Origin of the sequence: Cellulosilyticum sp. I15G10I2, assembly GCF_900095725.1 — a bacterium.
Taxonomy (GTDB): domain Bacteria; phylum Bacillota; class Clostridia; order Lachnospirales; family Cellulosilyticaceae; genus FMMP01.
In genome coordinates, this window is sequence record NZ_FMMP01000028.1 from 147,121 (window position 1) to 174,079 (window position 26,959).

Consider the following 26,959-nt stretch of genomic DNA (forward strand, 5'->3'; position numbering starts at 1 on the left):
ATTAATATTTCCCTTGACATCCACATACAATCATACGATTTTTTACTAATTGCTTCACATTTTCTCTCGCCACTTTTAGGTATGCTTTGGGATCATATACATCTGGGTTTTGCTTAAGTACAGCTTTTACCCCATCACTAAATGCAACTCTTAGCTCAGTTGCAAAGTTTACTTTGCAAATTCCTTCTTTAATACATTTTATCACATCTTCATCTGAAAGTCCTGATGCGCCATGCAAGACTAAAGGAATATCTACATATTTTTTTATTTCTTTAAGTCTTTCTATATCTAATTTGGGCGTTCCTTCATAAAAACCGTGCGCTGTTCCTATAGCTACTGCAAGAGATGTGATACCCGTTCTTTCTACAAATTCTTTTGCCTCTACGGGATCTGTATAGCCTGCATCTTTAACTTCCAGATCATCTTCTTTACCACCTACTTTGCCAAGCTCCGCTTCTACTGGAATAGCATTAGGCTTTGCTGCATCTACTACTCTTTTCGTAATCTCAATATTCTTTTCAAAGTCATAATGAGAGCCATCTATCATAATTGATGTATAACCCTCTCTTAAAGCCTGCATAGCAAGTTCAAAGCTATCCCCATGGTCTAAATGTATCGCAACTGGTACAGAAACTTGCTCTGCCATAGCTCTGGCATTTGCATAAAATTGTTTTACACTTGCATATCTAACTGTTGATGATGTTGTCTGCAGCATAATAGGTGCTCTAAGCTCCTCCGCAGCCTCTACTGCTGCTATAATCATTTCCATATTTTCTACATTAAATGCTCCAACTGCATATCCACCTTTTTGAGCATCATATAACATCTTTTCAGCTGTAACTAATGGCATATTATCTTCTCCTTTATTTAGGTAGAGCGAAACGTTTCGCTTTATATTTATAATATACTCTTTTTTGGTCATCTTGTCAATATATCTGCTATAAAATTATGTTTATTTTTTATCAAACTAATGATAAGGATATGCTTTACCAAAGCATATCGCGAAACAACATATAAGCTTGAGTTATTCATAAATAATTTCTTGTACTTCAGGTGTATCTATATTATTTCTATCATACCATATAAATCCAGTATTAATAAACTCCGGAAGTCTTAAGCCTTGATAGGCCCAATTAGCTGCTTCTACCACTCTATACCCCATCTCTCTTGGATTTTGTGCAATAGCACCTGTTATAATACCTTCTCTAATAGCCTGCGCTACTCTCCCTGCATCAAAGCCCACAATTGTAATTTCATCTTCTCTATTAAGTTCTCTGACTGCCTCAGCAATCCCTATACTTGAATCTTCATTTGCACCAAATATACCTTTAAGATCTGGGTTCTCAAGCAGCATATTCATTGCAGCTTCTTTTGACATTTCAAGACTTCCTTCTCCATATTGAACTGGAAGCACTTCAATATTAGGATAATTTATCCGCATCGTATCAGTAAAACCATCCGCTCTATCTATACCTACCTTACTCGTTCTATCTAATACAATAAGCCCTACTTTTCCCTCTCCGCCAATAAGCTCTGCCATCTTCTCCGCTGCAAGCACTGCCGCTTCATAATTATCTGTTGCAACTGTGGTTCTAACAATAGGGCTATCAACTCCAGAATCAAGACCAATTACCGGAATCCCTGCTGCTTGTGCACTTTCAAGATAAGGTCTTACAGCACTAGAGTCAAGCGCTGATAAAATAATAGCTTGTGGATTTCTTGCAAGTGCAGTTTCTATTATATCTAGCTGTTCTTGAACTTCTGCACCTCTCTGGGTCCCTTCGAATGTAATTTGGATACCATAATCTTCAGCTGCATTTGCCATACCTTCAAGTGCTGGATTCCATATACCAGATTCAAGTGCCTTTACAATAATAGGAATATAGGGTTGTTTTAATGCTTCTTCTTCATTGATAGGTATTTCCTCTGTATTTATTGGCATCTGCTCTTTTCTAACTATCGCTGCTTTTTGTAGTGTTATAGATGCTTGTTGTATGCCCGTAACAGAAAGTATACTAATAACTAATAATACGACTAATTTCTTCCTCATATTATATCCTTCCTTAATCCCTATAGATTATAATAGTACTATTCATAAAGTAATTCTTGAATCTCTGGATGAACTATATTCGTGCTGTCATACCATATAAAACCAGTGTCAATAAATGGGGGTAATGTCTCTCCTCTATACGCTCTAATCGCTGCTTCTACAGCTAGATATCCAATAGCAGATGGATTTTGAGTAACCGCCCCCGCAACAACACCTTCTCTAATTGCATCAAGCAAGATTCTCCCTGAATCAAATCCTATAATTAAAATTTCTCCTTCTTTATTAAGTTCTTTAACTGCTTTAATGACCCCATGAGCTGAGCCTTCATTGCCACCAAATATCCCGCTAACATCAGGATGCTCTCTTATAATTTCTTTTGCACGCTCTGCCGATAAGTCAACATTGCCTTCCCCATACTTAATAGCAACAACCTCCATACCTGGATACTGTTGTTCAATTATATCTACAAATCCATCTCTTCGATCCGAAGCAACCCGGCTTGTATCATCTTGGACAATAACAGCTACTTTTCCTGTACCATCAAGCAATTCTGCCATCTTACTGGCAGCTAATGCACCTGCTCCATAATTATCTGTTGCTACTGTTGTTCTGACAATTGGACTATCTACACCTGAGTCAAATCCAATCACAGGGATACCAGCTGCCCGAGCTCTTTCTAAATAGGGTGTAGCTGCCCTTGAATCCACCGCAGATAGAACAATAGCTTGTGGATTTCTATCAAGCACATTTCTCAATATATCCAGCTGTGCTTCAGTTTCTCCTTCTCCGTAAGTTCCTTCAAATGTTATCTCAATACCATAGTCTCTTGCCGCTCTCTCCGCCCCCATTCTCACTGGCTGCCAAAACTCAGCTTGAAGTCCTTTTACAATAAGTGGTATATATATATTATTTGCTGGTAATATGGTTGGCACTGTTGGCAATACTAGTACTGATTCTGTTGTACTTGCTACATTTGTTGCTGCTAGGGTTTTAGCTTGTATTTCTCTATCAATAGCGCCTATTATAAGTAATAATATAAAAACTAATACTAATATTTTTTTCACATTAACGCCCCTTTCATTACCGCCTTTACATTCTAATCTGTATTATTATAATTTCTCTATTTTCTAAGATACCTCTGTCTGCTTGATCTATAAACTTTATTTGCTGTTTCACTAAATTGAATATTTCATTTATAAAGAAATTCTTTGATTTCAGGATTGTCTATATTAGATTTGTCGTACCATACGTATCCAGTATCAATAAATGCTGGCAGCGTTTCTCCTCGATATGCTTTAAAGGCTGTTTCTACAGCTTTATATCCTATTTCTTTTGGATTTTGGGAGACAGCACCTACTATTATCCCATCTCTAATAGCCTCAGTAAGTATATTCCCCGAATCAAAGCCTATTGCTGTAATTTCTCCTTCTTTATTAAGTTCTCTCAATGCCTTAGCAATCCCTTCTGCTGATCCCTGATTTCCGCCAAATATACCTTTAAGATCTGGATGATTTTTAAATATATCTTTTGCAATTTCTGAAGATTTCTTGGCATCTCCTTCTCCATATCCAACAGCTACTACGTCCATACTTGGATACTGTTGTGTAATTGTATCTATAAATCCATCCCGTCTATTAGTAGCCACCTGACTTGTTGCGTCTTGGATAATAATAGCTACCTTTCCTTTTTTATCAAGCAGCTCAACCATTTTCTCTGCAGCAAGTTCTCCTGCGCCATAGTTGTCTGTCGCTACTGTTGTTCTGACAATTGGACTATCAACTCCAGAGTCAAAACCAATAACAGGTATCCCTTTCGCTTGTGCTTCTTCAAGATAAGGTGTAACTGCTCTTGAGTCAACTGCAGATAAAATAACTGCCTGCGGACTTCTAGATAATGCTATATTCAACATATCAAGCTGTTGTTGAGTCTGTGCTTCTTCTTGTGGTCCTTCAAATGTAATTTTGATACCTAAGTCACGGGCGGCTTCTTCTGCCCCGAGCCTAACAGATTCCCAAAATGAATACTTAAGTCCTTTTGCAATAATAGGTATATAAACATTTTCAGTTGTTGTAGGCGCTGCTTCTTGTATGCCGCTAAAACTAAATACCATTCCAAGATATAACATTACTTCTAGTACTAGTGATTTTCTCATGTTTTTCGCCTTCCATTATTTATATATACTCAATTATTCTTACCTGAATCTTATTAACTTATTACGCAATCTAAAAAAACATAGCAAAAAAGAGTACCAACTTATAATAGTCAGTACTCTTCTTTTGCTATGTTAAAATTAAACTAATATTTTATTCGTAAAGAACTTCTTTGATTTCTGGAGTATCCATGTTTGTTTTGTCATACCATTTGAATCCTGTATCAATAAATTCTGGGGTTGTTTCGCCTTTGTAAGCTTTGTAAGCTGCTTCTACCGCTTTGTAACCAATACCAACTGGATCTTGAGTAATTGCACCACTTACAAGGTCACCTTTGATAGCATCTAGAAGTAATTTACCTGAGTCAAAACCAATAACTACAAGGTCTTTTTTATTAAGTTCTTTAGCTGCATTGATAACCCCTGCGATTGAGCCTTCGTTTGCTCCAAACATACCTTTGATATCTGGATTAGCTGTCATAATTGCTTTTGCAGCTTCTGTTGATTTTGCATGATCACCTTCACCGTATTGAACAGGAACTACTTCAATATTAGGATATTTTTCTTCAAGTGTTTTTACAAATCCATCGCGTCTGTCTACGCCTGTTTGACTTGTTTGGTCATGAACGATAAGACCTACTTTACCAGCTCCGCCAATAAGCTCTGCCATTTTGTCTGCTGCAAGTCCTGCTGCTGCATAGTTATCTGTTGCTGCTGTTGTTTTAACGATTGGACTATCTACCCCTGAGTCAAATCCAACAACTGGAATACCTGCTGCTTCTGCTTTTTCAAGGTATGGTGTTGCTGCTCTTGAATCTAGTGCTGCCAGAGCAATTGCTTGAGGATTTTTTGCTAGTGCTGCTTGTAACATATCAAGTTGTTTGTCAACTTGTGTTTCTGATTCTGGTCCTTCAAATGAAATTTCCACGCCATAATCAGCTGCTGCTCTTTCTGCTCCAAGTTTAACTGCTTGCCAAAATTGATGTTGGAATCCTTTTGAGATAACTGGAATATATATTTTTTCTGGTGCCGCTGGTTGATCAGCTGGTTTTTCTGCCTCTGTTGCTGCTGGTTTTTCTGCTGGTGCTGCTGGCGCTGCTGGTGCTTCTGTTTTTGGTGCACATCCAACTCCAAGACTCATAACAAGTGATAAGGCTAAACCTAATACTAACGATTTTTTCATGTTTACTTCCCCTTTCATGATTTGCAAAATTTATTCTTTACTCTTAGTGAGTTAGAATCTGAGATTATTTGTTTCCTCTTTTACGTATTGTATCTAATAATACCGCAAGAACAAGTACTAACCCTGTAATAACAATCTGCCACTCCTGAGCTACACCCATAACTTTTAATCCATTTGTAAGTGTACTTATAATAAATGCTCCTATTACTGTACCAAGAATAGTTCCTTCTCCACCAACCATTGAAGTTCCGCCGATTACAACTGATGCAATGGCATCTAGCTCATAACCTTGACCAAGTGCTGGCTGAGCTGAATCCAGACGTGCTGCCATAACAATACCTGCCACCCCTGCAAAAGCCCCACAAAGTGAATAAATAGCTGTTTTCCATTTCACCACATTAACCCCTGAGAGTCTTGTTGCTTCTTCATTGCTTCCTATAGCGAAATTATATCTGCCAAGTTTTGTTTTGTTAAGGATAACAGCAGCTATAAGTGCCATAAATAAGAATATAAATATACCATTTGGTATGCTGTATTTGCCTTCTGCTCCAAATTTAATGATAGAACCTACTGTAATTTGTCTGAAAGCTGGTGTATCACTGAAGTAAATAGGTTTTGTTCCTGAAAGAACAAGAGAAAAACCTTTTGTAATCATCATAACACCAAGAGTTGCTATAAAAGGCTGCAGCTTTAATCTTGACACTATCGTTCCACTTATAAAACCACAAAATGCTCCAGTACATACGGCTATTATAATCCCTAGCCACAAAGGCATTCCCATATTAGTAATGGTAACGCCTGCCATAACAGATGAGAATGTCATAACTGTTCCTATAGATAAGTCTATTCCACCTGTAATAATTACAAAAATGATACCAAGTGCTAAGATACCATTAACACAGGTTGAAAGCATAATGGATACAATATTATCAAAAGTTAAAAAGAATGGTGATGCTATTGTAAAGAATATTAAGAGTACAATGAGTGCCCCAAAAGCTAAGAACTTTTGAATATTTGCTGGATTCAATACTGATTTTTTAAGATCACCATCTGCTTGTGCCGTATTTTTAGTTGCTACATTTGCCATTTTTTATTCCCTCCTTCATAAAGTTGCTACTTTACGCCTCTCTTTTTGTTGCATATTTTATAATTTCTTCTTGACTTGCACTATTAATATCTAGTTCTCCAGTTATACGTCCCTCACACATAACGATGATTCTATTGCTCATACGAAGTATTTCAGGAAGTTCAGAAGAAATCATAATAATTGCTTTTCCTTCTTTTGCGAGTTGTGAAAGAAGTTTATATATTTCACTTTTTGCACCTACGTCTATCCCCTTAGTAGGTTCATCAAATATTAAGATATCACAATCTCTTAGAAGCCATTTTGCAATAACTACTTTTTGTTGATTACCACCAGATAAGTTCTTAACCTTTTGTTTAGGTCCTGGTGTTTTAATACTGAGTTTTTCAATATACTCTTTACTTGTACCTGTTATAGTACTGTAATTAGTAAACCCTAACTTATTAGTATATTTATCTATACATGGCAATGAAATATTTTGTTCAACTGTTTCGCCGAGTGTAAGTCCATAGCGTTTTCTGTCTTCTGATAAGTAACCAATTCCATACCCAACAGCATGTTCTGGTCTTAAAATCGTTACTTTTTGGCCTTTAACATAAATTTCACCTGAATCATACTTATCTGCTCCAAAGATGGCCCTCATAACTTCTGTTCTTCCTGCACCCATCAGCCCTGAAAAGCCAAGTATTTCACCTTTATGCAGTTTAAAGCTGACATCTTTAATCTTTTTGCCGCTATTAAGATGTTTAACTTCCAGCGCAACTTGATTAAGATCAGTATAGTTATGTTCGTTAGCAGTCTCATAAATGGTTCTTCCAACCATCATATTAATAACTTGCTGTATATCAGTATCTTTGGTATCAACTGTATTAACATACGTCCCATCACGCATTACTGTGATTCTGTCTGTGATTCTTTTAATTTCATCCATTCTATGAGAAATATAAACAATCCCTACACCTTTTTCCTTAAGGCGATTAATCATTTTAAAAAGTTCATCGATTTCTGATTCTGTTAAAGCAGTTGTTGGTTCATCCATTACTAATATTTGTGAATCAAATGACAGCGCTTTAGCTATTTCAACCATTTGCTGCATCGCAACAGTTAATTTGCCAACTTTAGCCTTTGGATCTAATTTGAGATTCATTGCATCAAACAATGCTTGTGCTTTTTTATTAGCTTCATTATCATTAACAAACAACTTGTTTTTTCCTGTAAACTCTCTGCCAATAAACATATTTTGCGCAGCTGTTAAGTGAGGCATTAAATTAAGTTCTTGGTGAACAATACAAATCCCAAGCTCCTGTGCTTCTTTTGTACCGCTTAAATTAATTTCTTGCCCTTTATAAATGACTTTCCCTTCATCTTTGCCATATACACCTGTGAGAATTTTCATAAGTGTAGATTTACCCGCACCATTTTCACCAACTAAAGCATGTACTTCTCCAGCTCTTAGGTCAAATTTGCAATGGTCTAATGCATGAACTCCTGGGAAAGATTTGTCTATACCTTCCATTACTAACAATGTGTCTTTCAAATTTCTCACCTCCAAAATAATTCATGCTACTTACATAGCTTTATATTTAACTTATATATACATTTTACATTTTATTTATCTTTTTTTAATATATTTTTCAACTTAAATAGTTTAAAATACTACTGTTTTGTTAATAATCAAAAAAACACTTAAACAATTTTAGTTAAATTGCTTAAGTGTTTTTTTATAATAGTTGAATATCTTATTCAAATAGTCGAATATCATCTGATATAAAATCTTTGCTTACTTAATAATAGGATAAAGTAATTTTTGATTCTCTGTAGCATACAATGTTTCTTTATTAATCAATTTATACCCGGTATCAAGATATGAAGCAATTTTCTTACCACGATAAGCTTGTATCGCATGCTTAACGGCTAAATATCCCATATTAAATGGCTTTTGTACAACAATAGCATCTATAACATTTTTTTCTAAAGCATAAATAATATTTCTTGAACTATCAAAGCCTACTACCTTCACCTTACCCTGTAAATCCATTTCTTGCACAGCATCACATACAGCATCAGTTACTTGTTGATTAGCTGCTACTATACCCTTAAGATTGGGGTAATCTTTAAGGATTTGCTTCGTGGCTCTATAGGCATCTGATGTTGTTCCTTCTGTATAAACAGTAGGATGCATAATAATATCTTTATATTTACTCGCTTCTTGTTTATATCCAAGATCTCTTTCATTAGCTGTACTTGCCCCTTCAACAAAATTAATCATAATGATTTCGCCTTGCTGGCCTAAGCGTTCTATAAGGTATTTTGTTAAAACTGCTGAAGCTTGTATACTATCTGTGGCTACGTTAGTAATATTTTGAACACCTTCTACTGTTGAATCAACTGTAAGCACTGTGATCCCTTGAAGTTTAGCTTCCTCCACTAAGTCCTTAAGCGCATCAACATTTGTTGCCGCAAGTAAAATAATATCTGCTTGCTCATTAATAGCCTCTTTTAGTATTTCTTTTTGACTTTCAATATTTCTTTCTAATAAAGGTCCTCTTGTTTCAATCTGGACATTTTCCTCCTTAGCTGCAAGTTCTGCTCCCATCCTTACAGTTTGCCAAAACTCGAACTCAGGTGATATTGATTTAGGTATAAGTATGATTTTATTAGGTAATCCTCTATAATTCAGTAGTTTAAAACTTATAAGGGCCCCTGCTGTTACAATCAATATGCTCACTATTAACACCCATTTGTTTACTTTTTTCATTCATGCCTCCCTAATCCATAATAGCTGGGATAGTAACATATACTTTTGTCCATTCACCAAGTATACTTTCATATTTCAGCCCATATTCTTTACCAAAATAAACTTGCAATCTTTCATGAACATTTTTAATCGCCACACCACCTGTTGTTATAGACGCCGAAATAGGTTTGGTAAGGATCGTATCAATTTGTTCCTCAGTCATTCCCTTTCCGTTATCTTCAACAGTTAGAATAATATTATCTCCATGTTTTTTGCCGCTAATCTTAATGTGTCCACCCTCTTCTAAATCCTTTATTCCATGATAGAGCGCATTTTCTACCAGAGGCTGCAGAATAATTTTTACGGTTGCATACTGATAAACTTCTGAATCAACATCTATGCTGTAAGTCAATTTATTTTCGTAACGTATTTTTTGTATTAAAAGATAATATTTAACATGTTCTATTTCTGAAAAGATTGGTATAATCTCTACACCCTTACTTAGACTTAATCTAAAGTATCTTGCAAGCGATGCTGTCATATTAACAACTTTTGCATGCTCTTCTCGTTCAGCAAGCCATATAATCGTATCTAACGCATTATATAAAAAATGGGGATTTATTTGAGCCTGCAAAATTTTAAGCTCACTTTTTCTGAGCATTTTTTCATTGTCTTTTATACGCCCCAAGAGTACCTTGATTTCAAGCAGCATCGTTTGGAAAGATCTTGATAAATTTTGGATTTCTTTTGTATTCGTATCAATAGCTATATCAACATCTAATCCTCCTTTTTCTACCTTTGCCATAATATTCTCGAGTTCTAAAATAGGTTTTGATATCTCTTGAGATATTTGCTGAGATAAGACTAAAGCGATCAAAATACATAGGATAGATATAATAATAACTGTTATGCTTATACTATTTTGAGATGTAAGCAGCTCCTCCAAGTAGGATACCCCGACTACCGTCCACCCTACTCCTTTAAGAGTATGTACTGTTACAAGTCTTGACTTAGCCTCTTTTTCAACGAAGCTTCCTTCTACTTGTTTATCTACACTGTAAAGATCTTCTGTTTTAAGCGCCGAATAAATAAGCTGCTGTTGCGGATGGTAAATAATATCTTGATTTTTACTTGTAATATAAACATATCCTCTGTTTCCTAAAGTAATCTGATTACATATATCAGCAAGTTTTTTATAACTCATATCAACCAGCATTACACCTAGTACTTCATCCGTCTCTTTATCTATAATCGCGCTGCTTACTGAAAAAACCCACTTCTCATTATTTTCTATATAGTTTTGTATATGTGATGAGGATAGCATAAGTTTCCCTTTGTTTTGCATTGCACTAATATACCAGTCCATCTTTGTAATATCTATATAATCTTTTATTTTATAACTATTACTATCTACAAGCGTAATACCGTTTCTTCCAAATATAATGATAGACTCTATATCATTAGCCATATTGGCATTAATTTTAAACTGTTCCAATGATACATTTTTAGCAGTAAAAGGGGCATCCACCTGTCTTCTTAAAATGTTTTGAAGACTTTCATCCTGACATAATACCCATGACACTTTTTTCATGTGATTAACATAATCTTCTATATTTCTCCCCAATTGTTTGGTAATTTCATAAGAATAAATATGTGCATTTTTTTCTGTAATGTCTGATAACTTATAGATGAAAAATATATCTAAAATAATAATTATAAACATAATAAGCGCAAAAAAATGAGTAAATATTCGGTATCTTATGTTTTTGGCTTTTTGCTGAAATTTCACATTTACCCCTCTATTTCTATTTTTCTATATTCTGAAGGCGTTCGACTGAATTGTTTTTTAAATAATGTACTAAAATACTGAGGATCTAGATAGCCTACTTTTTCAGCTATCTCATACGTTTTAAGTGAACTGTATTTGAGCATCTCCTTAGCTTTTTCTAATCTATAATCTGTCACAAACTGAATGAAGGTAGATCCTGTAGCTTTTTTAAAAATACTGCTGAAATAGCTTGGGCTTAAATGCACTTCTTTGCATACCATGCTAATGGAAAGCTCTGGAATCTGATAATTTTCTTCTATAAAACGGAGAATATTTTGAAGATGAATCTTATTAGGTGAAGCTTGTTCTTCTACATAATTATTACATTTCACATAAAGATCATATACCCATTGCTTTATTGCCTGAATTGTTTTCTTGCTTTTTAAATTGCCCACTACATTCATGGTGTTTGGAAAGAGTTCAATAATACTCTCATCTATTTGTACAAACTTTTTAAGCATAGAACTAATAAGTATATTCCATATGGTATGGCAAGATTCTATAGTCATTCTTGAGTGCTCCATTTTAACATTGACTTCCTCTAAAACTTTATAAAACTGCTTAGGATCTTTTATAGCCTGAATAAGTCTTTCTTCCCATTCTAACCATTCATTTGCATGCGTTGCATTAGGGAGCTTAGCATAGGAATCTTGCGTTATAATAGTATTCGTTCCAACAAAAAATCTATTAACCAATGCTTCATTTGCCGTCTCATAAGATAAATGAATATCTCCTATAGCATGTACAATTTTTCCTACACCAATAGTAATTGTAATCTCTAAATACTGGGTAATCATATTTTTAATATAACTTAAACGTTCTTTATAATTCTCAAAAATCTCTTTACCTTCATCCGTATAGTAAAGGATCCCATTTACCCCGTTTACTTCAAACGTTAATCCCCACCTATTTTTTTTAACAATTTCTTCTACTATGTTTTGTATGGCAAAAAAGGTGATTTCATTTTCATTGGAATTCAAACCTTTTATAAAATGGTCATAGTCTATAAGCGCAATACTATAGTACAATTTATTGTATGGAATCTCCGCACTGATACTCCTTTTAACAATTAAAGTCGTTTCGATTTCATTAAATATAAGTTCTTCTATACATCTTTGCTGAATCAAATAGTTAGATTGTTTAATTTTCTCTTTAAGCCTTTTTTGCTTTTTTTCTGCTTCTTGTTCACCATCAAGTTTAATCACTAATTTTTCGAGCAGTGTAATTACTTCACCTTTTGTGATTGGCTTTAAAATATAATCTTCTACTCCCAACCTTAAAGCTTCTCTTGCATAACTAAATTCATCATATCCTGTAATAAGAACAATCTTGATATCTGGATAAGTTTCTCTTACAATTTTTGTTAGTTTCATACCATCCATTTTAGGCATATTAATATCTAAAAAAACAATATGCGGCAGAACTTCTTTAATAAGTTCTAATCCCTTTTCGCCATCTGGGGCATCTCCTGCCATTTCTAACTCTAACTCTTGCCAAGGTATTAAGTCTCTCATGCCTTTTCTAACGACATCTTCATCATCAATCAGCACTATTTTGTACATAATTCCACCTGTATCCTCCCGGCGATTGCCTGCATATTATAGTTAAACACTTAACGTGAATAAGTTAAACCTTAAAATGTGAAATCTATATTAAAATACCAATATCCTTCTACATCAGCATTGATGAATAATTACCAACATTTTATTACTATTATAATACATTTTTAATACTTTTTACAATGGCATATTAAAACCCAGCCTATACAACTAAATAGACTGGGTTTATCTTAGGGGATTTAATTATCTTTTTAATAATACATCTTTTTCATACTGCTTTACTTCTTTAATCCATTCACTGCTGACTGGTATATCATTATTCATTAAGTAATAATCCCAAACTGCTGAAAGCGGTGTTGTCTTCATCTCTTCAAGTACTGCAAGTCTAGAAGTATAATCACCTTCTGCCTCTAACTGTCTAAGGTATGCTGTAGGTTCAAGAAGTGCAAATAATAATGCTTTTCTCATATTACGTGTTCCAATTACCCATGCTGCAATACGATTAATACTTGCATCAAAGAAATCTAACCCAATATGTGTTCTGTCTAAGTAATCACCTCTTACAAGTTCTTGTGCAATAGCAATCAATTCATCATTTAGGATTACTACGTGGTCACTGTCCCATCTTACAGGTCTGCTGACATGTAATAAGATTTCATCAACAAATTGCATAACTGCTGAAATTTTATCTGAAATAACTTCTGTTGGATGGAAATGACCCGCATCTAAACAAAGTAACTTTTTATTTGCTGTTGCATATCCCATATAAAACTCGTTTGATCCAACTACGTAGCTTTCAGATCCAATACCAAATACTTTTGATTCTACTGCATCTAAGTTATGCGCTTTATCAATTTCTACTGCAAATATTTTGTCTAATGAATCTTTAAGTCTTTCTCTTGGTGCCGTACGGTCAACCGGAATATCTTTATAGCCATCTGGAATCCATACATTTGTTACAGCAGGTGTGCCTAACTCTTTTCCAAAGTATTCCGCTATTTTACGTGACGCAATACAGTGTCTGATCCAGAAGTTTCTAATTTCATCGTCTTGGTGTGCCAGTGTAAATCCGTCACTACTCTTATCATGCGAGAAGCAGCTTGGATTAAAATCAAGGCCAATGCCTTTAGCTTTTGCCCACTCTACCCAATTTTTAAAGTGCTCTGGTTTAAGCTCATCTCTTTCTACTTTTTCGCCATGCGTTTCTGCATAAATTGCGTGAAGGTTAAGTCTTAACTTGCCTGGTATAAGTGACATTGCTTTATCAAGATCTCTTCTTAGCTGCTCTGGTGTTTTTGCTTTACCAGGGTAATTACCAGTTGCTTGAATACCACCCGTAAGCTGTGCATCTGGATTTTCAAATCCTGTTACATCATCACCCTGCCAACAATGAAGCGAAATGGGAATATCTTGTACTTTTTTAATGGCTTCCTCTACATCTACACCCCATTGCCCATAAGTTTCTTTTGCAAGTTCATAAGCTTTGGTAATTCTTTCTCTTTCTGTCATACTATTCATCCTCCTCATAATAACTTTATAAAATACTTTAATAATCTTTTTAGGTCAAACTATTAAACAGTTTCTTAAACTCTATTAACTTATATGAAAATAATTTCATGAAAACATTTTCATATCCTTGATTACATATTACCACTGTATGAAAATGTTTTCAACTCATTTCTTATGGCATTAAAAAATATAGGATATTGCCTATGAAACATCATGTAAATTAGTCAGATTATACAATAAAGATATAAGCTTAATTTATTCATCGCTATAATGTTGTTTCTCAGAATGATCTCACGTTAAATACTATCATAATTAAGTTAAACTTTAACATCTGAAATCTATATTATTTATATAATTGCTTGATGAATATCTAAAATATAAGCTATTTTTTCAAAAAGTGCTGCATTATGTCCTACACTCATCGCACAATGGTGTGTCGGTGCTTCTGCAAACCATTTATCCATATATCTATCTGGATGTAATGGAAATTTAACATGGGTCTGCGTATTGCCAATCATGAGAATCGGTGCTTTTACAGCATCTCCTTCGCTGATATTAAACTTCACTTTTCCATTGTGAGTTTGTGTTACGCCAAGTGTTGTAACTGGTCCTGAAATAACATTTGCTTCTACTGATACCCCTGTTCCTTTTTTACCGTGGAATACCCCCATACCTCTTAAAACAGGTTTGCCGTCTGATATCTTAATATGAAAAGGTCCATCATGTCCAAGAATAATCGTTTCTTCTATATAATCTACTGCAACAATCTCAGTAAAACTGCCTCCCTTTTTAAGCGTATCACAAATCTTCATAGCTATTGCCGTTTTAAGATCTCCTTCACCAGCACATGGCACCCCAGCTGCTGTAAGAAGTGAATGTCCAACAATAAATGCCCCTTGTACTTGCTCATAATGATTATCATCACTTCCATGATAATAATACGCTATACCATCTAAGTCATATTCTTTAACCATTCTTTCTTGGGCTGCTGCCACTTTACATGCCCATTCCAGCTGTTCTTTGGTTGGCTTTTTAGCGATAGGATCAGATGGTGAATCTCCTGAAATCACAAAGAATTCTTCTACTTGTTTAACTTTGGCTGCTATTTCTTCATCTGTAACTTGATTAAGATTTCTGTCTAAATCACACATTTCCAGTATCTCAACATGAATACCGAGCTGTGCCTGAAGCATTGTAAAGTCACTATACATATCAAGCATACCACTATAATTATTTCCCAGGAAACCAAACCTTGCATGTTGAAGGGTACGTTTAACGGTTGCCGCCATAGCCCACTCGTTAATTTCTTTCCACGCCTTAATGGCTTCTGGCCTGTTATAAGTGACTTCGTCTGCTACTGAAATAGACGGTGTTTCCTTCAGACCTAATAAACCATTAATAATCTTACATTTGATGCCTGCTCTGTTAAAAGCATTTGCAATTTCAGGTACTGGGCAAGCTCCGCAATGTGCAAGCCATTCTCCTGTAGAGGTCTTAGCATAATTCATTTGAGGTGTTGGCTGAAGATTTAATAAAATAACTGGCGCCTTACAAATTTGATGTAGTGGCAGTACTGTTGAACTCGTATAGTAAGTGGCTGAATGACTAAAAATAATATCTACATTCTTTTCATTAAACCACTCTCCAGCTGTTCTGCCTGTTATCTCATCATCAACAAGTCCAAAGTTATAAACTTCTCCTAATTCCGAAAGATTATTTTCTATGAACTTTCCATATTCAATCAGTCTTTCTTTCATACCTTCAAACTGACTCCAGTAAGCCTTCAGTCCTCCGCTATAAAGTCCTATTCTAGCTTTTTTGATAGGTTTTAAACGTCCAATCTCACTCATTTGGGCTGCCTCCTTGTTTTTATATAATATAAAAATATTGTTCTGACAAAAATCTATTTATTTTTAGATTTATTTTTAGATTTATTTATTGCCTTTTTATATTTTATATTATATATTGTTGTTATATCTATCTTTAGTATAAGCATTTATCTGCAGTGCTTCAATAACCTATGTTGCTCAAAAATACAAAAATATTGCTATTTTATTTTTAAGATTTTTATACTTATTTTTATATACTGTAGCTTGGGAGGTATGCCTATGTTTGAATATCAATTAGATATATCTAATGCCTCTGAGTGGGTGACGATTACCCCGCACACTGCATCCTATAAGCTTCCTTTTTATATGACGGAAATAGGCCTATTTTATGCAGGCCAGAATTATTTTACACAGAGGGATGAGAAAAATACTTACTTACTGATTTATACCTGCTCCGGAGAAGGGCATTTGAAATACGAAAATACTAATTATATATTAAAGCCCTATACGGCTGTGATTATTGACTGCAATAAGTATCATTATTATAAATCTACTTCTAAAGAGCCTTGGGTTTTTAGATGGATACACTTCGGAGGTATGTGCGCCCAGACTTATATGAACCTTATAATGGAAACACAATGTCATGCCATTATTATTTTAGATCCCTTAACATTTGAAGAATATCATAGCAGCCTGATGGGTTTATCAAGTGTAAGTGACACCTATTCAAGTGTATGCACTTCAACCCACCTTTCCAATATATTAATGCATATATTATCTAGTAAATTTAATGAAACAAATAATAAAAATTATATACAGCATAAGGAAAGTATTAATAAAGTCATAGACTATATTTCTAAAAATTATAGGCAAGAAATTAATATCGATGAGTTTGCTGAGCTTATCCACCTTTCTAAGTATTATTTTTTGAAGATTTTCAAGCAATATACAGGTGCAACCCCTTATGAGTATGTGATCAACTACCGCATTAACGAAGCAAAGATTCTTCTTAAAACTACCAATAATTCTATTAGTATGATTGCATCAGCTGTTGGTTTCTTAAGCGAAAGTAACTTTATTAAACAATTTAAGCGTATCACACATTTAACTCCCTTAAATTACAGAAAAACCTGGCAGTAAAATTTCTATTGATTGCATTATTCTAATATACATGCTTACAAAGAGAGAGTTAGATGGAGCATACTTCTCCTCTAACTCTCTCTTTATCATTCTTTTTAAAATCTTCATACCTGAGCCTTTGTTATGCCTGATTTTTTTTCTTTTGAAATGCCGCCAGCCATATGCTCTAGTTTTGAATCTATAAATGTAGCTCGCATGACTGAGTCTTCTCCATATTTGTTTCTTATATTATCTATCGCTTTATCTAACTTTTCATACTTATCGTATTTAAACATATCAAATATATTGTATTGATAAGCTTTGCCATCAGTAAGCCTGCTTGTGTGTACGCCTAACTGTCTAATAGGTGTTCTATGATTCCATAATGCATCAAATACTTTACAAGCATGTTCATAAACCTCGTTTGTTACATGGGTTGCAGAGGTTAATGTCTTTTGATGTGATGAATGTTCAAAATAAGTATCTACTAGTGTTACTGTAATACAACCGGCTTTAACATCATCAGCTCTTAACCGTGTACATACTGTTTCACATAAGGACAACAATACTAACTTTGCACTCTCTTCAGATCTGACATCAAAAGGAATAGTCGTTGAGTTCCCATACCCTTTATTAGGTACTGTTTCATGCATAATCTTCATGAAGTCTATCCCATTTGCATACTGATGTATTACTTCTCCTTGTTTTTTCAGATGCACTTTTAATAGGTTTATATCCGCCTTTGCGAGCTTACCAATTGTATTAATGCCTAGCATCTTAAGTTTTTTTTCTGTAGCACTCCCCACAAAAAACAATTCTCTTACATTAAGCGGCCACATCTTTTCTTCTATCTCTTCCGGAAACAGCGTGTGTACCCTATTTGGTTTTTTGAGATCTCCAGCCATCTTAGCTAAAAGCTTATTAGATGAAATGCCTATATTAACTGTAAATCCTAACTCCTTATATATCCTATTTTTTATAAGATTTGCTATCGTCACAGGCGAGCCATATAAACCTTGTGTGCCCGTCATATCCATATAAGCTTCATCTATAGAATACTGTTCAACTAAGGGAGTATATTCTTTTAGTATCTCCATAAAAGCCTTAGAACATCGCACATAAAGTTCATAATTAGGCTTTACGATAGTGAGACTGGGACATTTAAGTAGTGCTGATGTCACTGGCTCACCCGTTTTGATATCGTATTTTTTTGCAGGCATGGACTTAGCTAAAATAATACCCTTACGTTTCTCTATATCGCCGCCAACAGCAGAAGGTATATCTCTTAAATCAAGGGTTTCCTCTAAAATTCCAACCCTATAAGCAGCTTCCCAACTTAGAAAAGCCGAATTAACATCCACATGAAAAATAATGGGATTACTCATAATGCACCTACTTAATATAAGACTTTTCTAATGATCCATTTGTGTGATACAACATAATATCTTAGTTCCAATAACTGCTCTCTTTGGTCAATGACTACTTTACAGCCATAATCAAAGGTTTTTAATCCTGCAAAATTCTTTTCAGCAGCATATATTACTTGAACGATATCAGCAGTCACTAATCTATGTGTCTCATCTTCTAAACGAATACGTAAAGGAACAATATCTCCCACTGCATTACATTTAGAAATTGTCTCAATAGGTATATTTTTTAGTTCCATAAAACCACCTCTTGTTACCGAACATATGTTTGATTGTATTATATCAAAAAGGAAGATTCTTGTAAACTATAAACTTATCTTAAGACTTATACACTACTACAAAACTGGCGAACTTTTTAACTGTTCCTTTAGTTTATTATAACTGCTTGGATGATAACTTTGCTTTTCCCCTCTTCATCTGATATAAACCGCAACGTAGCATTTAATCCATTTTTTATCCGCTCTACGGTTATCGTCTCGTCCTCTTTTGCATTGCTTATTACATAACTCGGAGAATCTGCATAAATCTCATTATAATAATTATAGGCGTCTTCTGGAACTAAGTTGACCCTTTGAATCACATTAAAGATAGTTTTATCTGCTTCAATTTTGCTTTCTCCTTGTATAATTTGTGCACCATCTATAATAGGTACATAACTTATTGGAAAATTATCCGGTATTGGAACAGACTCCTCTAATACAGAAGTTTCTACACGCTTCATAATTTCTTCTGAGGTTGCTTCATCTTTTATTTCCTTAGTAGTCTCAACAGCTACCGGATATTCTTGAATTTCATATGTAACAAGATCACGTTTCCCACACCCTGTTATAAATAATGCACATACCATTACTACTAAAAATTTTTTCATACTTAGTGTCTCCTTTAGTTTAACTAAATTTTCCGCTTATATATCGTTGAGTAAGTTCTTTATCAGGAACATCAAAAAGCTTATTACATGTATCATATTCTACAAGCTCCCCTTCATAGAAAAAACCTACATAATCAGCTATACGTGCAGCTTGTTCCATATTATGTGTTACAATAATAATCGTATAGTTTTTTTTAAGTTCTCCCAGCAAATCTTCAATTTTCAAAGTAGAGATAGGATCTAATGCAGAGCACGGCTCATCAAAAAGTATAACTTCCGGCTCTATCGCCAGTGCCCTTGCTATGCATAAACGTTGCTGCTGTCCTCCCGATAACTTTTCAGCACTCATATGCAAGCGTTCTTTGACCTCTTCATAAATATGTGTACACTCCAGCGCTTTAAGTATGATCTTATTCATCTCTGTTGTAGGTATCTTAGGTGTTTTTTCTAAAATAGGCATACTTAAATTATCATAAATACTCGTTCTAAATGGATTAGGCATTTGAAATACAAGCCCTATTTTTCTTCTTAATTCAATAAGATACTGTTGTTTGTCAGACTGATAAATATCTTCTTCATCTACCAAAATATTACCGCTTAATTTAAAATCACTAATAAAATCATTCATGCGATTAATTGACTTTAACAGAGTTGTTTTGCCACATCCTGATGGCCCAATAAAAGCAGTTATAGCATTTTTTTGGATGGTCATATTGATATTTTTAAGAACATGATGCGTACCATAAAATACATCTACATTCTTAATATGAATACTTGCAGACTTTTCACTCATTATTTATCTTCTCCCTCTAATGCTTGTGATTTGCCTATTAAATCCACAATAAAGTTAAGTGAAATAATAATTATTATTAAAAATAATGATGCACTAAAAGCTACCTCTGGCATATTCCCTTCTCCTGCTGGTGATGTGTAATAAATATAGGATGTTAGTGTAGAACCAGTACTCGTCAGCGTACTCCACCAGTTTTTGACGCCATACCACGGCTGTACCCCTGTCATCCTTAGTGTTCCTCCAAGGGTAAGCCATACAATAGCAGTATCTCCGATAATACGTCCCATCCCTAAGATAATTGCTGTCACTATACCTTTTTGAGCAGCAGGCAAAAGCACTTTTATAATGGTATATCTTTTACTAGCTCCCATCGCATAGGAGGCTTCTATATATGCATTTGAAACAGCACTAACAGCTTCAATGCAAGTCTTAGTAACATAGGGTAGAATCATAACAGCCATAGTAATACTTGCGACTAAAAAGGATCTTCCAAAAGCTTTTTGGATCCCCTCTACATGATCCACTTTACTGCTTAAAAAAGCAAAAAAGGGATTTGAAAAAATAGCAAGGCCAAAGATGGCAATAACAATAGTCGGAACGCCTGAGAGTACCTCAATAGCAAGCTTAAAAAAATTTGCCATAACTCCTCTTTTAGCATACTGTGTAAGATAAACAGCTGTTAAAAGCCCCCAAGGAAAAGCTATTAATGTCCCCATAACTGTCAGAATAAGTGTTCCTATGATAGGGGTGCTTATCCCTCCTGCAGCTTCCTTGTGAAAAGTAGGATTAGGCTCTGTTACAAGAAAATTTAAATTCATTTTTTCTAGTCCTTCTATCCCTATATAAATAATAATTCCAAAACATCCAGCTATTGCAATAAGTGCACACATCCAGCATAAAACTTTATAGATATTGTTCTGAATAAGATATCTCTTCATGTAAATCTCCTGTGCTCCTTCCTTTACCACTTACTAAATATTCTACCACTCTAGTGAATAAACTCAAAATAATACTAGTTAGCAGAAGTACTGCAGCACATGCAAACAGTACAGATTCAACAGCCGGGATACTCATAGCCTCTGATTTATTAACAATAGCTGAGGAAAGCGTAAGCACTGGTGTCAGAAATAAGACACCGCCATGTATTAACTGTGGCACATTACTTATACCTCCGCATACCATAGATAAAGCAATAGCTTCTCCTGTTCCCCTCCCTGCAGCCAATATGACACCTGCCATAACACCAGCCTTTGCTGCTGGAAGAATAACTTTCCATATAACCTTCCAGTGAGAATAGCCTAATGCAAAGGCCGCCTCTTTGTACATTTTAGGGACTGCTTTAATTGCATCTACAGATAATATCGTTATAATAGGTAAGAGCATCATCGTCAGAACAAGTATTCCCGCAAGCAAACTCTTTCCATCTAATTGCATCGGCAAGACAGGATCTGAAATATACTTTATTTGCATATCTGTAGTAATAAACCAATTGCTAATAAGCGGTACAATAACCATGAGTCCTACAAGCCCATAAATAATAGAGGGTAAACAAGCGAGTAGCCTTACAACAGAAGATAAAAAACTTCTTAATCTATAAGGTGCAAGCTCACAAATAACAACGGCCGTTCCTACACCTAGCGGTACCGCCAGCAAAAGTGCTCCTACGGTTGTGAGCAGTGTTCCCATAATCAGCCCCAATCCTCCAAATATATAGGTTTCTGTAATATCACTGGCATTAAATGCACTTGAAACTTGTTCAGAAAAACCCCCTTCGGTTAAAAATTTAAGGCCACTAGCTTTAAAAACTTTAAAAGATTGTTGCAGAATAAATATAAATATAAATATCAAAACAACAGCACAAAGTGCTGTAAAGAACAATAATCCTATTTCAAACATATTATCTTTAAATTTTTCTTTAATCTTATGTCTGCTATATCTATCCATATCTAACCCTTCCCTACTATAAATATCAACTAATACAAACATGAGGCAGGATCCTCATTAAGCTATCCTACCTCTCGTCTGCTTCACTCCAACTCCTATTTTGAGATATGTGCCTGCTTATATTTTTAAAGTCTTTTAATACTACTATTAAATACTAATTAATTGGAAGATAATCTTCTGAAACTAGAATCTGCTGACCTTTTGGACTTCTTATGTAGTTAATATATTTTGCCGCTATTCCTGAAGGAACCCCTTTAGTTACTAACATAAGCGGACGAACGTATGGATACTTCCCTGAAAGTGCATTACTTTGTGTTGCGGCAACGCCTCCAACATTTACCCCATGTACAGTATTGTCTAAATAACCCATTGAAACAAATCCAATAGCATTCTCATTTTTTGCTACCGCCTGTAATAAAAGCTGTGTAGAATTATGCGGTGTTGCATAACCTGGAATAGCATCTTTTGTAAGAGGAGCCATAGCCAATTCTTCAAACGCTGCAAGTGTACCAGATCCTGTTTCTCTTGTTTGAATAAAGATTGCTGCATCTTTACCCCCAATTTCTTTCCAGTTTTTAATTTTTCCACTGAAAACATCTGCTATTTGCTGCTTCGTTAAACTCTTTAGAGGATTGTTTTTACTTACAACAACCGCTATAGCATCTTTACCAATAATCACTTCATGTAGACCTTTTTCAGTATCCTTTAATTCTCTTGAAGAGAGCCCTATATTAAATGTACCGTCTCCAGCCCCTTTAATCCCTGCACCTGAACCCCCACCTGCAACACTAATAGATAAGCCTGTATTTCTTTTGTTAAGAATATCTGCCACTTGTTGTGCAATCGGCTGTACAGTTGTCGAACCGCCTATCTTAAGCGTTCCTTTCATATCTGAAAAGTATGTAATGTCTATATTATTTGTACTTTTGTTAAAATCTACCTTTGCTCCAAATGCTTCACTAATAAAACGAAGAGGTACTAAGGTCCTTCCATTTACCGTTTTAGCTGCTGTTTCTAAAGTTTTGACTTGACCATTTACTGTTGCATTTTTTGAACCAATAGTTAGCTCAATCTGCTTATCAGCTGACTCAATCTTAACAGTGTTGCCATTTGTAGTGACTATTCCCCCTAGCCCCTCTGCAATAAACTTTACCGGCACAAGTGTTGTCCCTTTTTCTACTACCGGTGATACATCAAAATTAATCGGTGATCCATCAATTTTTGCTGTAACTTTAGATGCTCCATATGTCACGCTTGATAACATCATAAACGAAGTGACTAAGAGTGCTGATATTTTTACTAATTTTTTCATAAAAAACCTCCCTATATTTGTTAAGCTTATTTTGCTCTACTTATATTAAATAAATAATATACTTGTATTAAATACAGATTAACATTTGTTAAATTTAAAATAGTAAAAATTTTTAAACTATATATTCTTTTATATTTAATTAAGCCTGAATATTTTAATTAAATTCATAATAAAATGTCCCCTAAAAGATACGTATGATCTCTTTAGGGGACATTCCTATTTTGTAATTATTATACTGTTACCTGAAACATCTTATCAAGTTTTGTTGCATCTGTAGAACCTCTAACAACAAGCTCTCCATTAATAATCATTTGTCTTTCTTCGCTATTTGGTGTACTTATCTTATCCATTAATAACTTAACAACTTCTTCAGCTATGATATCTAACGGCTGCCTGTATGTCGTAAGATTAGGCACAACTATCTGACTTAAATAGATATCATCAAAGCCTGCTACAGCTATATCTTGTGGAATACGATACCCTTTTTCTCTTAAATACCCAATAGCACCTATTGCCATAATATCATTTGCTGAGAGAATCGCTGTTGGACGTACGCTACATGCTTCCATAAAATACTTGCATGCATGATAGCCTGCATTGATCTCATAATCTGCATAATAAATCAGTTCCGGCTCGAGTGGAATGTCATGTTTCTTTAAGCAATTTTGATAGCCATTTCTTCTTTCATTAGCCACCTTATATCCCGAACTGCCATCAATATAAGCAATCGCTCGATGACCAAGTGCTATAAGATGATTGGTTAATTCCCACATCCCTTGGTAGCCATCTATTACCACTGAACTAATGGCCTCATCAAACTCAAAATTATCCATAAATATAATAGGAAGACGTTTGGATAAATGCATAATATTTTTAATATTATGCTTGTTACCTCTATAAGTACATAAAATAATACCATCTACATTTCTTGTCATAAGATCCATGATAGACTCATGTTCAGAATCATTGCCTTCATCCATTCCTACTAATATCAAACGATAGCCTCTTTGCCTTGCATAATCTTCTATATGTTTAAAAAGCTTAATATGATAAGGATTTTCATAGCTTGGTACCATAACAGCGATGACTTTTGACTGCTGCTTTCTCATGCCTCGGGCAATCATACTAGGTTGATAATGCAGTTCTTCTATGACACTTTGTATCTTCTGTCTTGTTTCCTCATTTACTGGGGCTGTGTTATTAAGTACTCTAGATACTGTTGCAACCGAAACACCTGCTGCTAATGCTACATCTTTTATAGTCGCCATAACCACCGCCTCCTTTCACTGTCTTAAGCATGATTTAATTTCTTATAAACGAATACATATGAAAATGTTTTCATATAACTTCTTTGATACTAACATTTTCTTTGAATAATTTCAATACTCTTTTTACGCCCCTTTATTTTTAGCAGCATATACACTAAATGTCTTCTATGATTTTCATTATATGCTAACTACAAGCCACAAAAAAGTGTGCAAAAAAACGTACACACTTGTGAAATAGGAAAGGTCTTCCCACAAAACATATCACTTAAGTGAAGAGTGAGGGAAGACCTTTTTATATTAAAATAGACTATTTCATTTTCAAAGTTAAATAAATCATTCTTTCACGCCACCCAATGCAACACCTGCTATTATATACTTCGACAATGAGAAATATACTATAAAGAGTGGTAAAACCGTCAGAGCCAACCCTAAATACACAGAGCCATACTCCGTTTTATAGATATCGCCCCTTAGAAGACTTACCATGATTGGCATTGTATATTTATCACTGTTAGTAAGTAAAATCAACGGCATAAATAAATTATTCCAACTTAGTACAAACGCAAAAATGGCCTGCGTCGCGATAGCGGGTTTCATTATAGGTATTATTATTCTATTAAATATACTAAACTCACCAGCTCCATCTATTCGTGCGGAATTCACAATATCAATCGCCAGCGTAGCAAGTAAATACTGCCGCATATAAAATACGATTGCTGGCGAAGCGATTGCAGGAAGGATCAGTGGCAAAAAATTGTTCGTCATATTGATGCTATACATAAATTGATAAAAACCAATGCTCGTTACCTGAGCAGGAATCATCATAATAGCCATGATAAACGTAAAAAACGGCTGGCGCCATCTCCAGTTATACACTACTAAAGCATATGCAGTAAGCGATGAGAAGTACACTGCACAAGCTGTTACTCCTATAGAGATTATCGCTGAGTTAATAAAACCCCTCATTGGATTAAAGCTTTTACCAAGTAATATCTGCAAATTACTGAAAAAAAACTTTGAAGGTAACAGCGCTACAGCATTCTGCTGAATCTCATAGGTTCCACGGGTAGCATTTACGAACATAATCCAAAACGGTAATATACTTAAAAGCGTCAAGAAAATACAGACAGTGTAAATAACGATTTTCAATAGGTGAGGTAGCTTTATCCCCTGTTTCATATTTCTGCCCTCCCTACCGCCTTTTCGGCCTTTCTAAACGATTTCATATAGGCTTTCTTCTCTTTATTAGCTTTTATCTCATATTTATCCCGCATAAGATAAAAGATTATCGCTGATAGTATCGCTATTATAATAAACATAAGCATACTTGCAGCTGCCGCACGATTATAAAGATAACTTCCACTAAATGCTTGATTATAAATGAAAACACTTGTCGTAAGCGTAGCATTGTCTGGTCCACCTAGAAGAAATAGTCTTGGAATATCAAACATCTGTAAACCGCCAATCATACTTGTAATCAGTGTAAAGAGCAATATCGTCCTCAAGTTTGGAAGTGTTATGTAAAAAAACGTTTGCACACTTGATGCCCCATCAATCTCCGCTGCTTCAAAAAGTTCGGGATTCAAACCTAGGACCCCTGATATAAGTACGATCATTGTATAACCATACCACATCCAAAACTGGATAAATGCCACGATGCCCCTTGCTGTCCATTTCTGAATAAGAAAATTCACTGGCGTTTCAGACAAGCCAAACACTTTAAATAAATCATTAACAGGGCCCATGGGGTAGCCGAACAGCGCATTAAAGAGTATAGCTATCGTCGCCGCTGTAATAATATTGGGCATATACATCAGCACTTTAAATGCACCTTGCCCCTTTATCTTATAGCGTCTGCTGGTAAACCACGCAGTGAGCAGCAGCGCAAGCAGTATTTGTGGAATAAAGTTGATGATCCAAATCAATAACGTATTCATTAATGACGTCTGGAAAGATGGATTTTTAAGCACCAGCTCGAAGTTTTGAAATGGATTTGCTAAGAAATTAAAATCCTTTTTACCCATACCTTTTAAATCCGTAAAGCCAATCAAGGCTGTATAAATTGTAGGATATAACGAAAAACACAGGAATGCAAGCACAAAAGGCAGGGAAAATAAGTAACCATATTTAGCATAGCTAACTCCCTTACGTCGCATAGGCATTTACCTCCAGTAAAATATTATAGTCTTATTATATATTGAAAGCATAATGAGCCTATGTAAGCCATGCCATTTATCAAGCTTGCTTAAATAAATGGCATGGCTTGCATGGATCAATACAATGAGAACAAATGCAAAACC

23 protein-coding genes are annotated in these 26,959 nt (G+C 34.9%); 1 reads left to right on the top strand and 22 read right to left on the bottom strand.

The window, feature by feature from the left end; translation table 11 throughout:
* Position 1: 1 nt before the first annotated feature.
* The 12 genes from fba to BN3326_RS19670 all read right to left on the bottom strand — a co-directional run bounded on the left by fba (position 2) and on the right by BN3326_RS19670 (position 15,949).
* Entirely contained in the window at positions 2-850 is an 849-nt protein-coding gene (gene fba, locus BN3326_RS19615) for a class II fructose-1,6-bisphosphate aldolase (RefSeq protein WP_070000948.1), read from the bottom strand.
* Between the two features lie 174 nt (positions 851-1,024).
* Positions 1,025-2,050 (bottom strand): ABC transporter substrate-binding protein, encoded by a 1,026-nt coding sequence (locus BN3326_RS19620; protein ID WP_083258971.1) that lies wholly within the window; start codon positions 2,048-2,050, stop codon positions 1,025-1,027.
* Between the two features lie 38 nt (positions 2,051-2,088).
* On the bottom strand, positions 2,089-3,114 hold the full coding sequence (locus BN3326_RS19625) for an ABC transporter substrate-binding protein (protein WP_207646379.1): 1,026 nt from the start codon (positions 3,112-3,114) through the stop codon (positions 2,089-2,091).
* A gap of 125 nt (positions 3,115-3,239) precedes the next feature.
* On the bottom strand, positions 3,240-4,202 hold the full coding sequence (locus tag BN3326_RS19630; protein ID WP_070000949.1) for an ABC transporter substrate-binding protein: 963 nt from the start codon (positions 4,200-4,202) through the stop codon (positions 3,240-3,242).
* Between the two features lie 151 nt (positions 4,203-4,353).
* Positions 4,354-5,382 carry an ABC transporter substrate-binding protein gene (locus tag BN3326_RS19635; RefSeq protein WP_070000950.1) on the bottom strand — a complete coding sequence of 343 codons (1,029 nt, stop codon included), beginning with the start codon at positions 5,380-5,382 and terminating at the stop codon, positions 4,354-4,356.
* 64 nt (positions 5,383-5,446) lie between these two features.
* Positions 5,447-6,469 (bottom strand): ABC transporter permease, encoded by a 1,023-nt coding sequence (locus BN3326_RS19640; RefSeq protein ID WP_070000951.1) that lies wholly within the window; start codon positions 6,467-6,469, stop codon positions 5,447-5,449.
* A gap of 31 nt (positions 6,470-6,500) precedes the next feature.
* Complete coding sequence (locus BN3326_RS19645) at positions 6,501-7,982, bottom strand: sugar ABC transporter ATP-binding protein (RefSeq protein ID WP_442857208.1); 1,482 nt, start codon at positions 7,980-7,982, stop codon at positions 6,501-6,503.
* 264 nt (positions 7,983-8,246) lie between these two features.
* Positions 8,247-9,224 carry a substrate-binding domain-containing protein gene (locus BN3326_RS19650; protein ID WP_070000953.1) on the bottom strand — a complete coding sequence of 326 codons (978 nt, stop codon included), beginning with the start codon at positions 9,222-9,224 and terminating at the stop codon, positions 8,247-8,249.
* 10 nt (positions 9,225-9,234) lie between these two features.
* Positions 9,235-10,992: a sensor histidine kinase gene (locus tag BN3326_RS19655; protein WP_070000954.1), complete on the bottom strand. Its 1,758-nt coding sequence runs from the start codon at positions 10,990-10,992 to the stop codon at positions 9,235-9,237.
* A 2-nt stretch (positions 10,993-10,994) separates the two neighbouring features.
* Positions 10,995-12,593 carry a response regulator gene (locus tag BN3326_RS19660; RefSeq protein ID WP_070000955.1) on the bottom strand — a complete coding sequence of 533 codons (1,599 nt, stop codon included), beginning with the start codon at positions 12,591-12,593 and terminating at the stop codon, positions 10,995-10,997.
* A 240-nt stretch (positions 12,594-12,833) separates the two neighbouring features.
* Positions 12,834-14,099, bottom strand: coding sequence for an L-rhamnose isomerase (rhaA, locus tag BN3326_RS19665; RefSeq protein ID WP_070000956.1), 1,266 nt, complete (start codon positions 14,097-14,099; stop codon positions 12,834-12,836).
* 347 nt (positions 14,100-14,446) lie between these two features.
* A complete protein-coding gene (locus BN3326_RS19670; RefSeq protein ID WP_070000957.1) occupies positions 14,447-15,949 on the bottom strand; it encodes an L-fucose/L-arabinose isomerase family protein in 1,503 nt (500 codons plus the stop codon).
* A gap of 258 nt (positions 15,950-16,207) precedes the next feature.
* Here BN3326_RS19670 and BN3326_RS19675 point away from each other — a divergent pair, with 258 nt between their 5' ends.
* Positions 16,208-17,068, top strand: a complete 861-nt coding sequence (locus BN3326_RS19675) for an AraC family transcriptional regulator (RefSeq protein ID WP_070000958.1) — start codon at positions 16,208-16,210, stop codon at positions 17,066-17,068.
* A 104-nt stretch (positions 17,069-17,172) separates the two neighbouring features.
* Here the strand turns inward: BN3326_RS19675 and BN3326_RS19680 are convergent, their stop codons facing one another.
* From BN3326_RS19680 to BN3326_RS19725, 10 genes are all read right to left on the bottom strand, one after another.
* Complete coding sequence (locus BN3326_RS19680) at positions 17,173-18,432, bottom strand: DNA polymerase Y family protein (protein WP_070000959.1); 1,260 nt, start codon at positions 18,430-18,432, stop codon at positions 17,173-17,175.
* Between the two features lie 11 nt (positions 18,433-18,443).
* Positions 18,444-18,713: a hypothetical protein gene (locus tag BN3326_RS19685; protein WP_070000960.1), complete on the bottom strand. Its 270-nt coding sequence runs from the start codon at positions 18,711-18,713 to the stop codon at positions 18,444-18,446.
* 128 nt (positions 18,714-18,841) lie between these two features.
* Positions 18,842-19,342: a hypothetical protein gene (locus tag BN3326_RS19690; RefSeq protein ID WP_070000961.1), complete on the bottom strand. Its 501-nt coding sequence runs from the start codon at positions 19,340-19,342 to the stop codon at positions 18,842-18,844.
* A 19-nt stretch (positions 19,343-19,361) separates the two neighbouring features.
* A complete protein-coding gene (pstB, locus tag BN3326_RS19695; protein WP_070000962.1) occupies positions 19,362-20,135 on the bottom strand; it encodes a phosphate ABC transporter ATP-binding protein PstB in 774 nt (257 codons plus the stop codon).
* The gene (gene pstA / locus BN3326_RS19700; protein ID WP_070000963.1) at positions 20,135-21,073 is read right to left on the bottom strand and encodes a phosphate ABC transporter permease PstA; all 939 of its coding nucleotides are present in this window, start codon (positions 21,071-21,073) and stop codon (positions 20,135-20,137) included. Before pstA ends, pstB begins: the two co-directional genes overlap by 1 nt.
* Entirely contained in the window at positions 21,039-22,121 is a 1,083-nt protein-coding gene (gene pstC / locus BN3326_RS19705; protein ID WP_070000964.1) for a phosphate ABC transporter permease subunit PstC, read from the bottom strand. The genes pstA and pstC overlap by 35 nt, the downstream gene beginning before the upstream one ends.
* Before the next feature lie 112 nt (positions 22,122-22,233).
* The gene (locus tag BN3326_RS19710; RefSeq protein ID WP_083258973.1) at positions 22,234-23,391 is read right to left on the bottom strand and encodes a substrate-binding domain-containing protein; all 1,158 of its coding nucleotides are present in this window, start codon (positions 23,389-23,391) and stop codon (positions 22,234-22,236) included.
* 230 nt (positions 23,392-23,621) lie between these two features.
* Positions 23,622-24,659 carry a LacI family DNA-binding transcriptional regulator gene (locus BN3326_RS19715; protein WP_070000965.1) on the bottom strand — a complete coding sequence of 346 codons (1,038 nt, stop codon included), beginning with the start codon at positions 24,657-24,659 and terminating at the stop codon, positions 23,622-23,624.
* 333 nt (positions 24,660-24,992) lie between these two features.
* Positions 24,993-25,838 (bottom strand): carbohydrate ABC transporter permease, encoded by an 846-nt coding sequence (locus BN3326_RS19720; protein WP_070000966.1) that lies wholly within the window; start codon positions 25,836-25,838, stop codon positions 24,993-24,995.
* Positions 25,835-26,815 carry a carbohydrate ABC transporter permease gene (locus BN3326_RS19725; protein WP_070000967.1) on the bottom strand — a complete coding sequence of 327 codons (981 nt, stop codon included), beginning with the start codon at positions 26,813-26,815 and terminating at the stop codon, positions 25,835-25,837. The genes BN3326_RS19720 and BN3326_RS19725 overlap by 4 nt, the downstream gene beginning before the upstream one ends.
* Positions 26,816-26,959 lie beyond the last annotated feature (144 nt).

Excerpts from the sequence above, each read along its gene's own strand:
- rhaA (WP_070000956.1), bottom strand. The coding sequence starts at position 14,099 with ATGACAGAAAGAGAAAGAATTACCAAAGCTTATGAACTTGCAAAAGAA.
- BN3326_RS19640 (WP_070000951.1), bottom strand. The coding sequence starts at position 6,469 with ATGGCAAATGTAGCAACTAAAAATACGGCACAAGCAGATGGTGATCTT.
- pstA (WP_070000963.1), bottom strand. The coding sequence starts at position 21,073 with ATGAAGAGATATCTTATTCAGAACAATATCTATAAAGTTTTATGCTGG.
- BN3326_RS19690 (WP_070000961.1), bottom strand. The coding sequence starts at position 19,342 with ATGAAAAAATTTTTAGTAGTAATGGTATGTGCATTATTTATAACAGGG.
- BN3326_RS19670 (WP_070000957.1), bottom strand. The coding sequence starts at position 15,949 with ATGAGTGAGATTGGACGTTTAAAACCTATCAAAAAAGCTAGAATAGGA.
- pstB (WP_070000962.1), bottom strand. The coding sequence starts at position 20,135 with ATGAGTGAAAAGTCTGCAAGTATTCATATTAAGAATGTAGATGTATTT.
- BN3326_RS19630 (WP_070000949.1), bottom strand. The coding sequence starts at position 4,202 with ATGAGAAAATCACTAGTACTAGAAGTAATGTTATATCTTGGAATGGTA.
- BN3326_RS19620 (WP_083258971.1), bottom strand. The coding sequence starts at position 2,050 with ATGAGGAAGAAATTAGTCGTATTATTAGTTATTAGTATACTTTCTGTT.
- fba (WP_070000948.1), bottom strand. The coding sequence starts at position 850 with ATGCCATTAGTTACAGCTGAAAAGATGTTATATGATGCTCAAAAAGGT.
- BN3326_RS19710 (WP_083258973.1), bottom strand. The coding sequence starts at position 23,391 with ATGAAAAAATTAGTAAAAATATCAGCACTCTTAGTCACTTCGTTTATG.
- BN3326_RS19715 (WP_070000965.1), bottom strand. The coding sequence starts at position 24,659 with ATGGCGACTATAAAAGATGTAGCATTAGCAGCAGGTGTTTCGGTTGCA.
- BN3326_RS19675 (WP_070000958.1), top strand. The coding sequence starts at position 16,208 with ATGTTTGAATATCAATTAGATATATCTAATGCCTCTGAGTGGGTGACG.
- BN3326_RS19645 (WP_442857208.1), bottom strand. The coding sequence starts at position 7,982 with ATGGAAGGTATAGACAAATCTTTCCCAGGAGTTCATGCATTAGACCAT.
- BN3326_RS19635 (WP_070000950.1), bottom strand. The coding sequence starts at position 5,382 with ATGAAAAAATCGTTAGTATTAGGTTTAGCCTTATCACTTGTTATGAGT.
- pstC (WP_070000964.1), bottom strand. The coding sequence starts at position 22,121 with ATGTTTGTATTAGTTGATATTTATAGTAGGGAAGGGTTAGATATGGAT.
- BN3326_RS19660 (WP_070000955.1), bottom strand. The coding sequence starts at position 12,593 with ATGTACAAAATAGTGCTGATTGATGATGAAGATGTCGTTAGAAAAGGC.
- BN3326_RS19685 (WP_070000960.1), bottom strand. The coding sequence starts at position 18,713 with ATGGAACTAAAAAATATACCTATTGAGACAATTTCTAAATGTAATGCA.
- BN3326_RS19720 (WP_070000966.1), bottom strand. The coding sequence starts at position 25,838 with ATGAAACAGGGGATAAAGCTACCTCACCTATTGAAAATCGTTATTTAC.
- BN3326_RS19725 (WP_070000967.1), bottom strand. The coding sequence starts at position 26,815 with ATGCGACGTAAGGGAGTTAGCTATGCTAAATATGGTTACTTATTTTCC.
- BN3326_RS19650 (WP_070000953.1), bottom strand. The coding sequence starts at position 9,224 with ATGAAAAAAGTAAACAAATGGGTGTTAATAGTGAGCATATTGATTGTA.
- BN3326_RS19680 (WP_070000959.1), bottom strand. The coding sequence starts at position 18,432 with ATGAGTAATCCCATTATTTTTCATGTGGATGTTAATTCGGCTTTTCTA.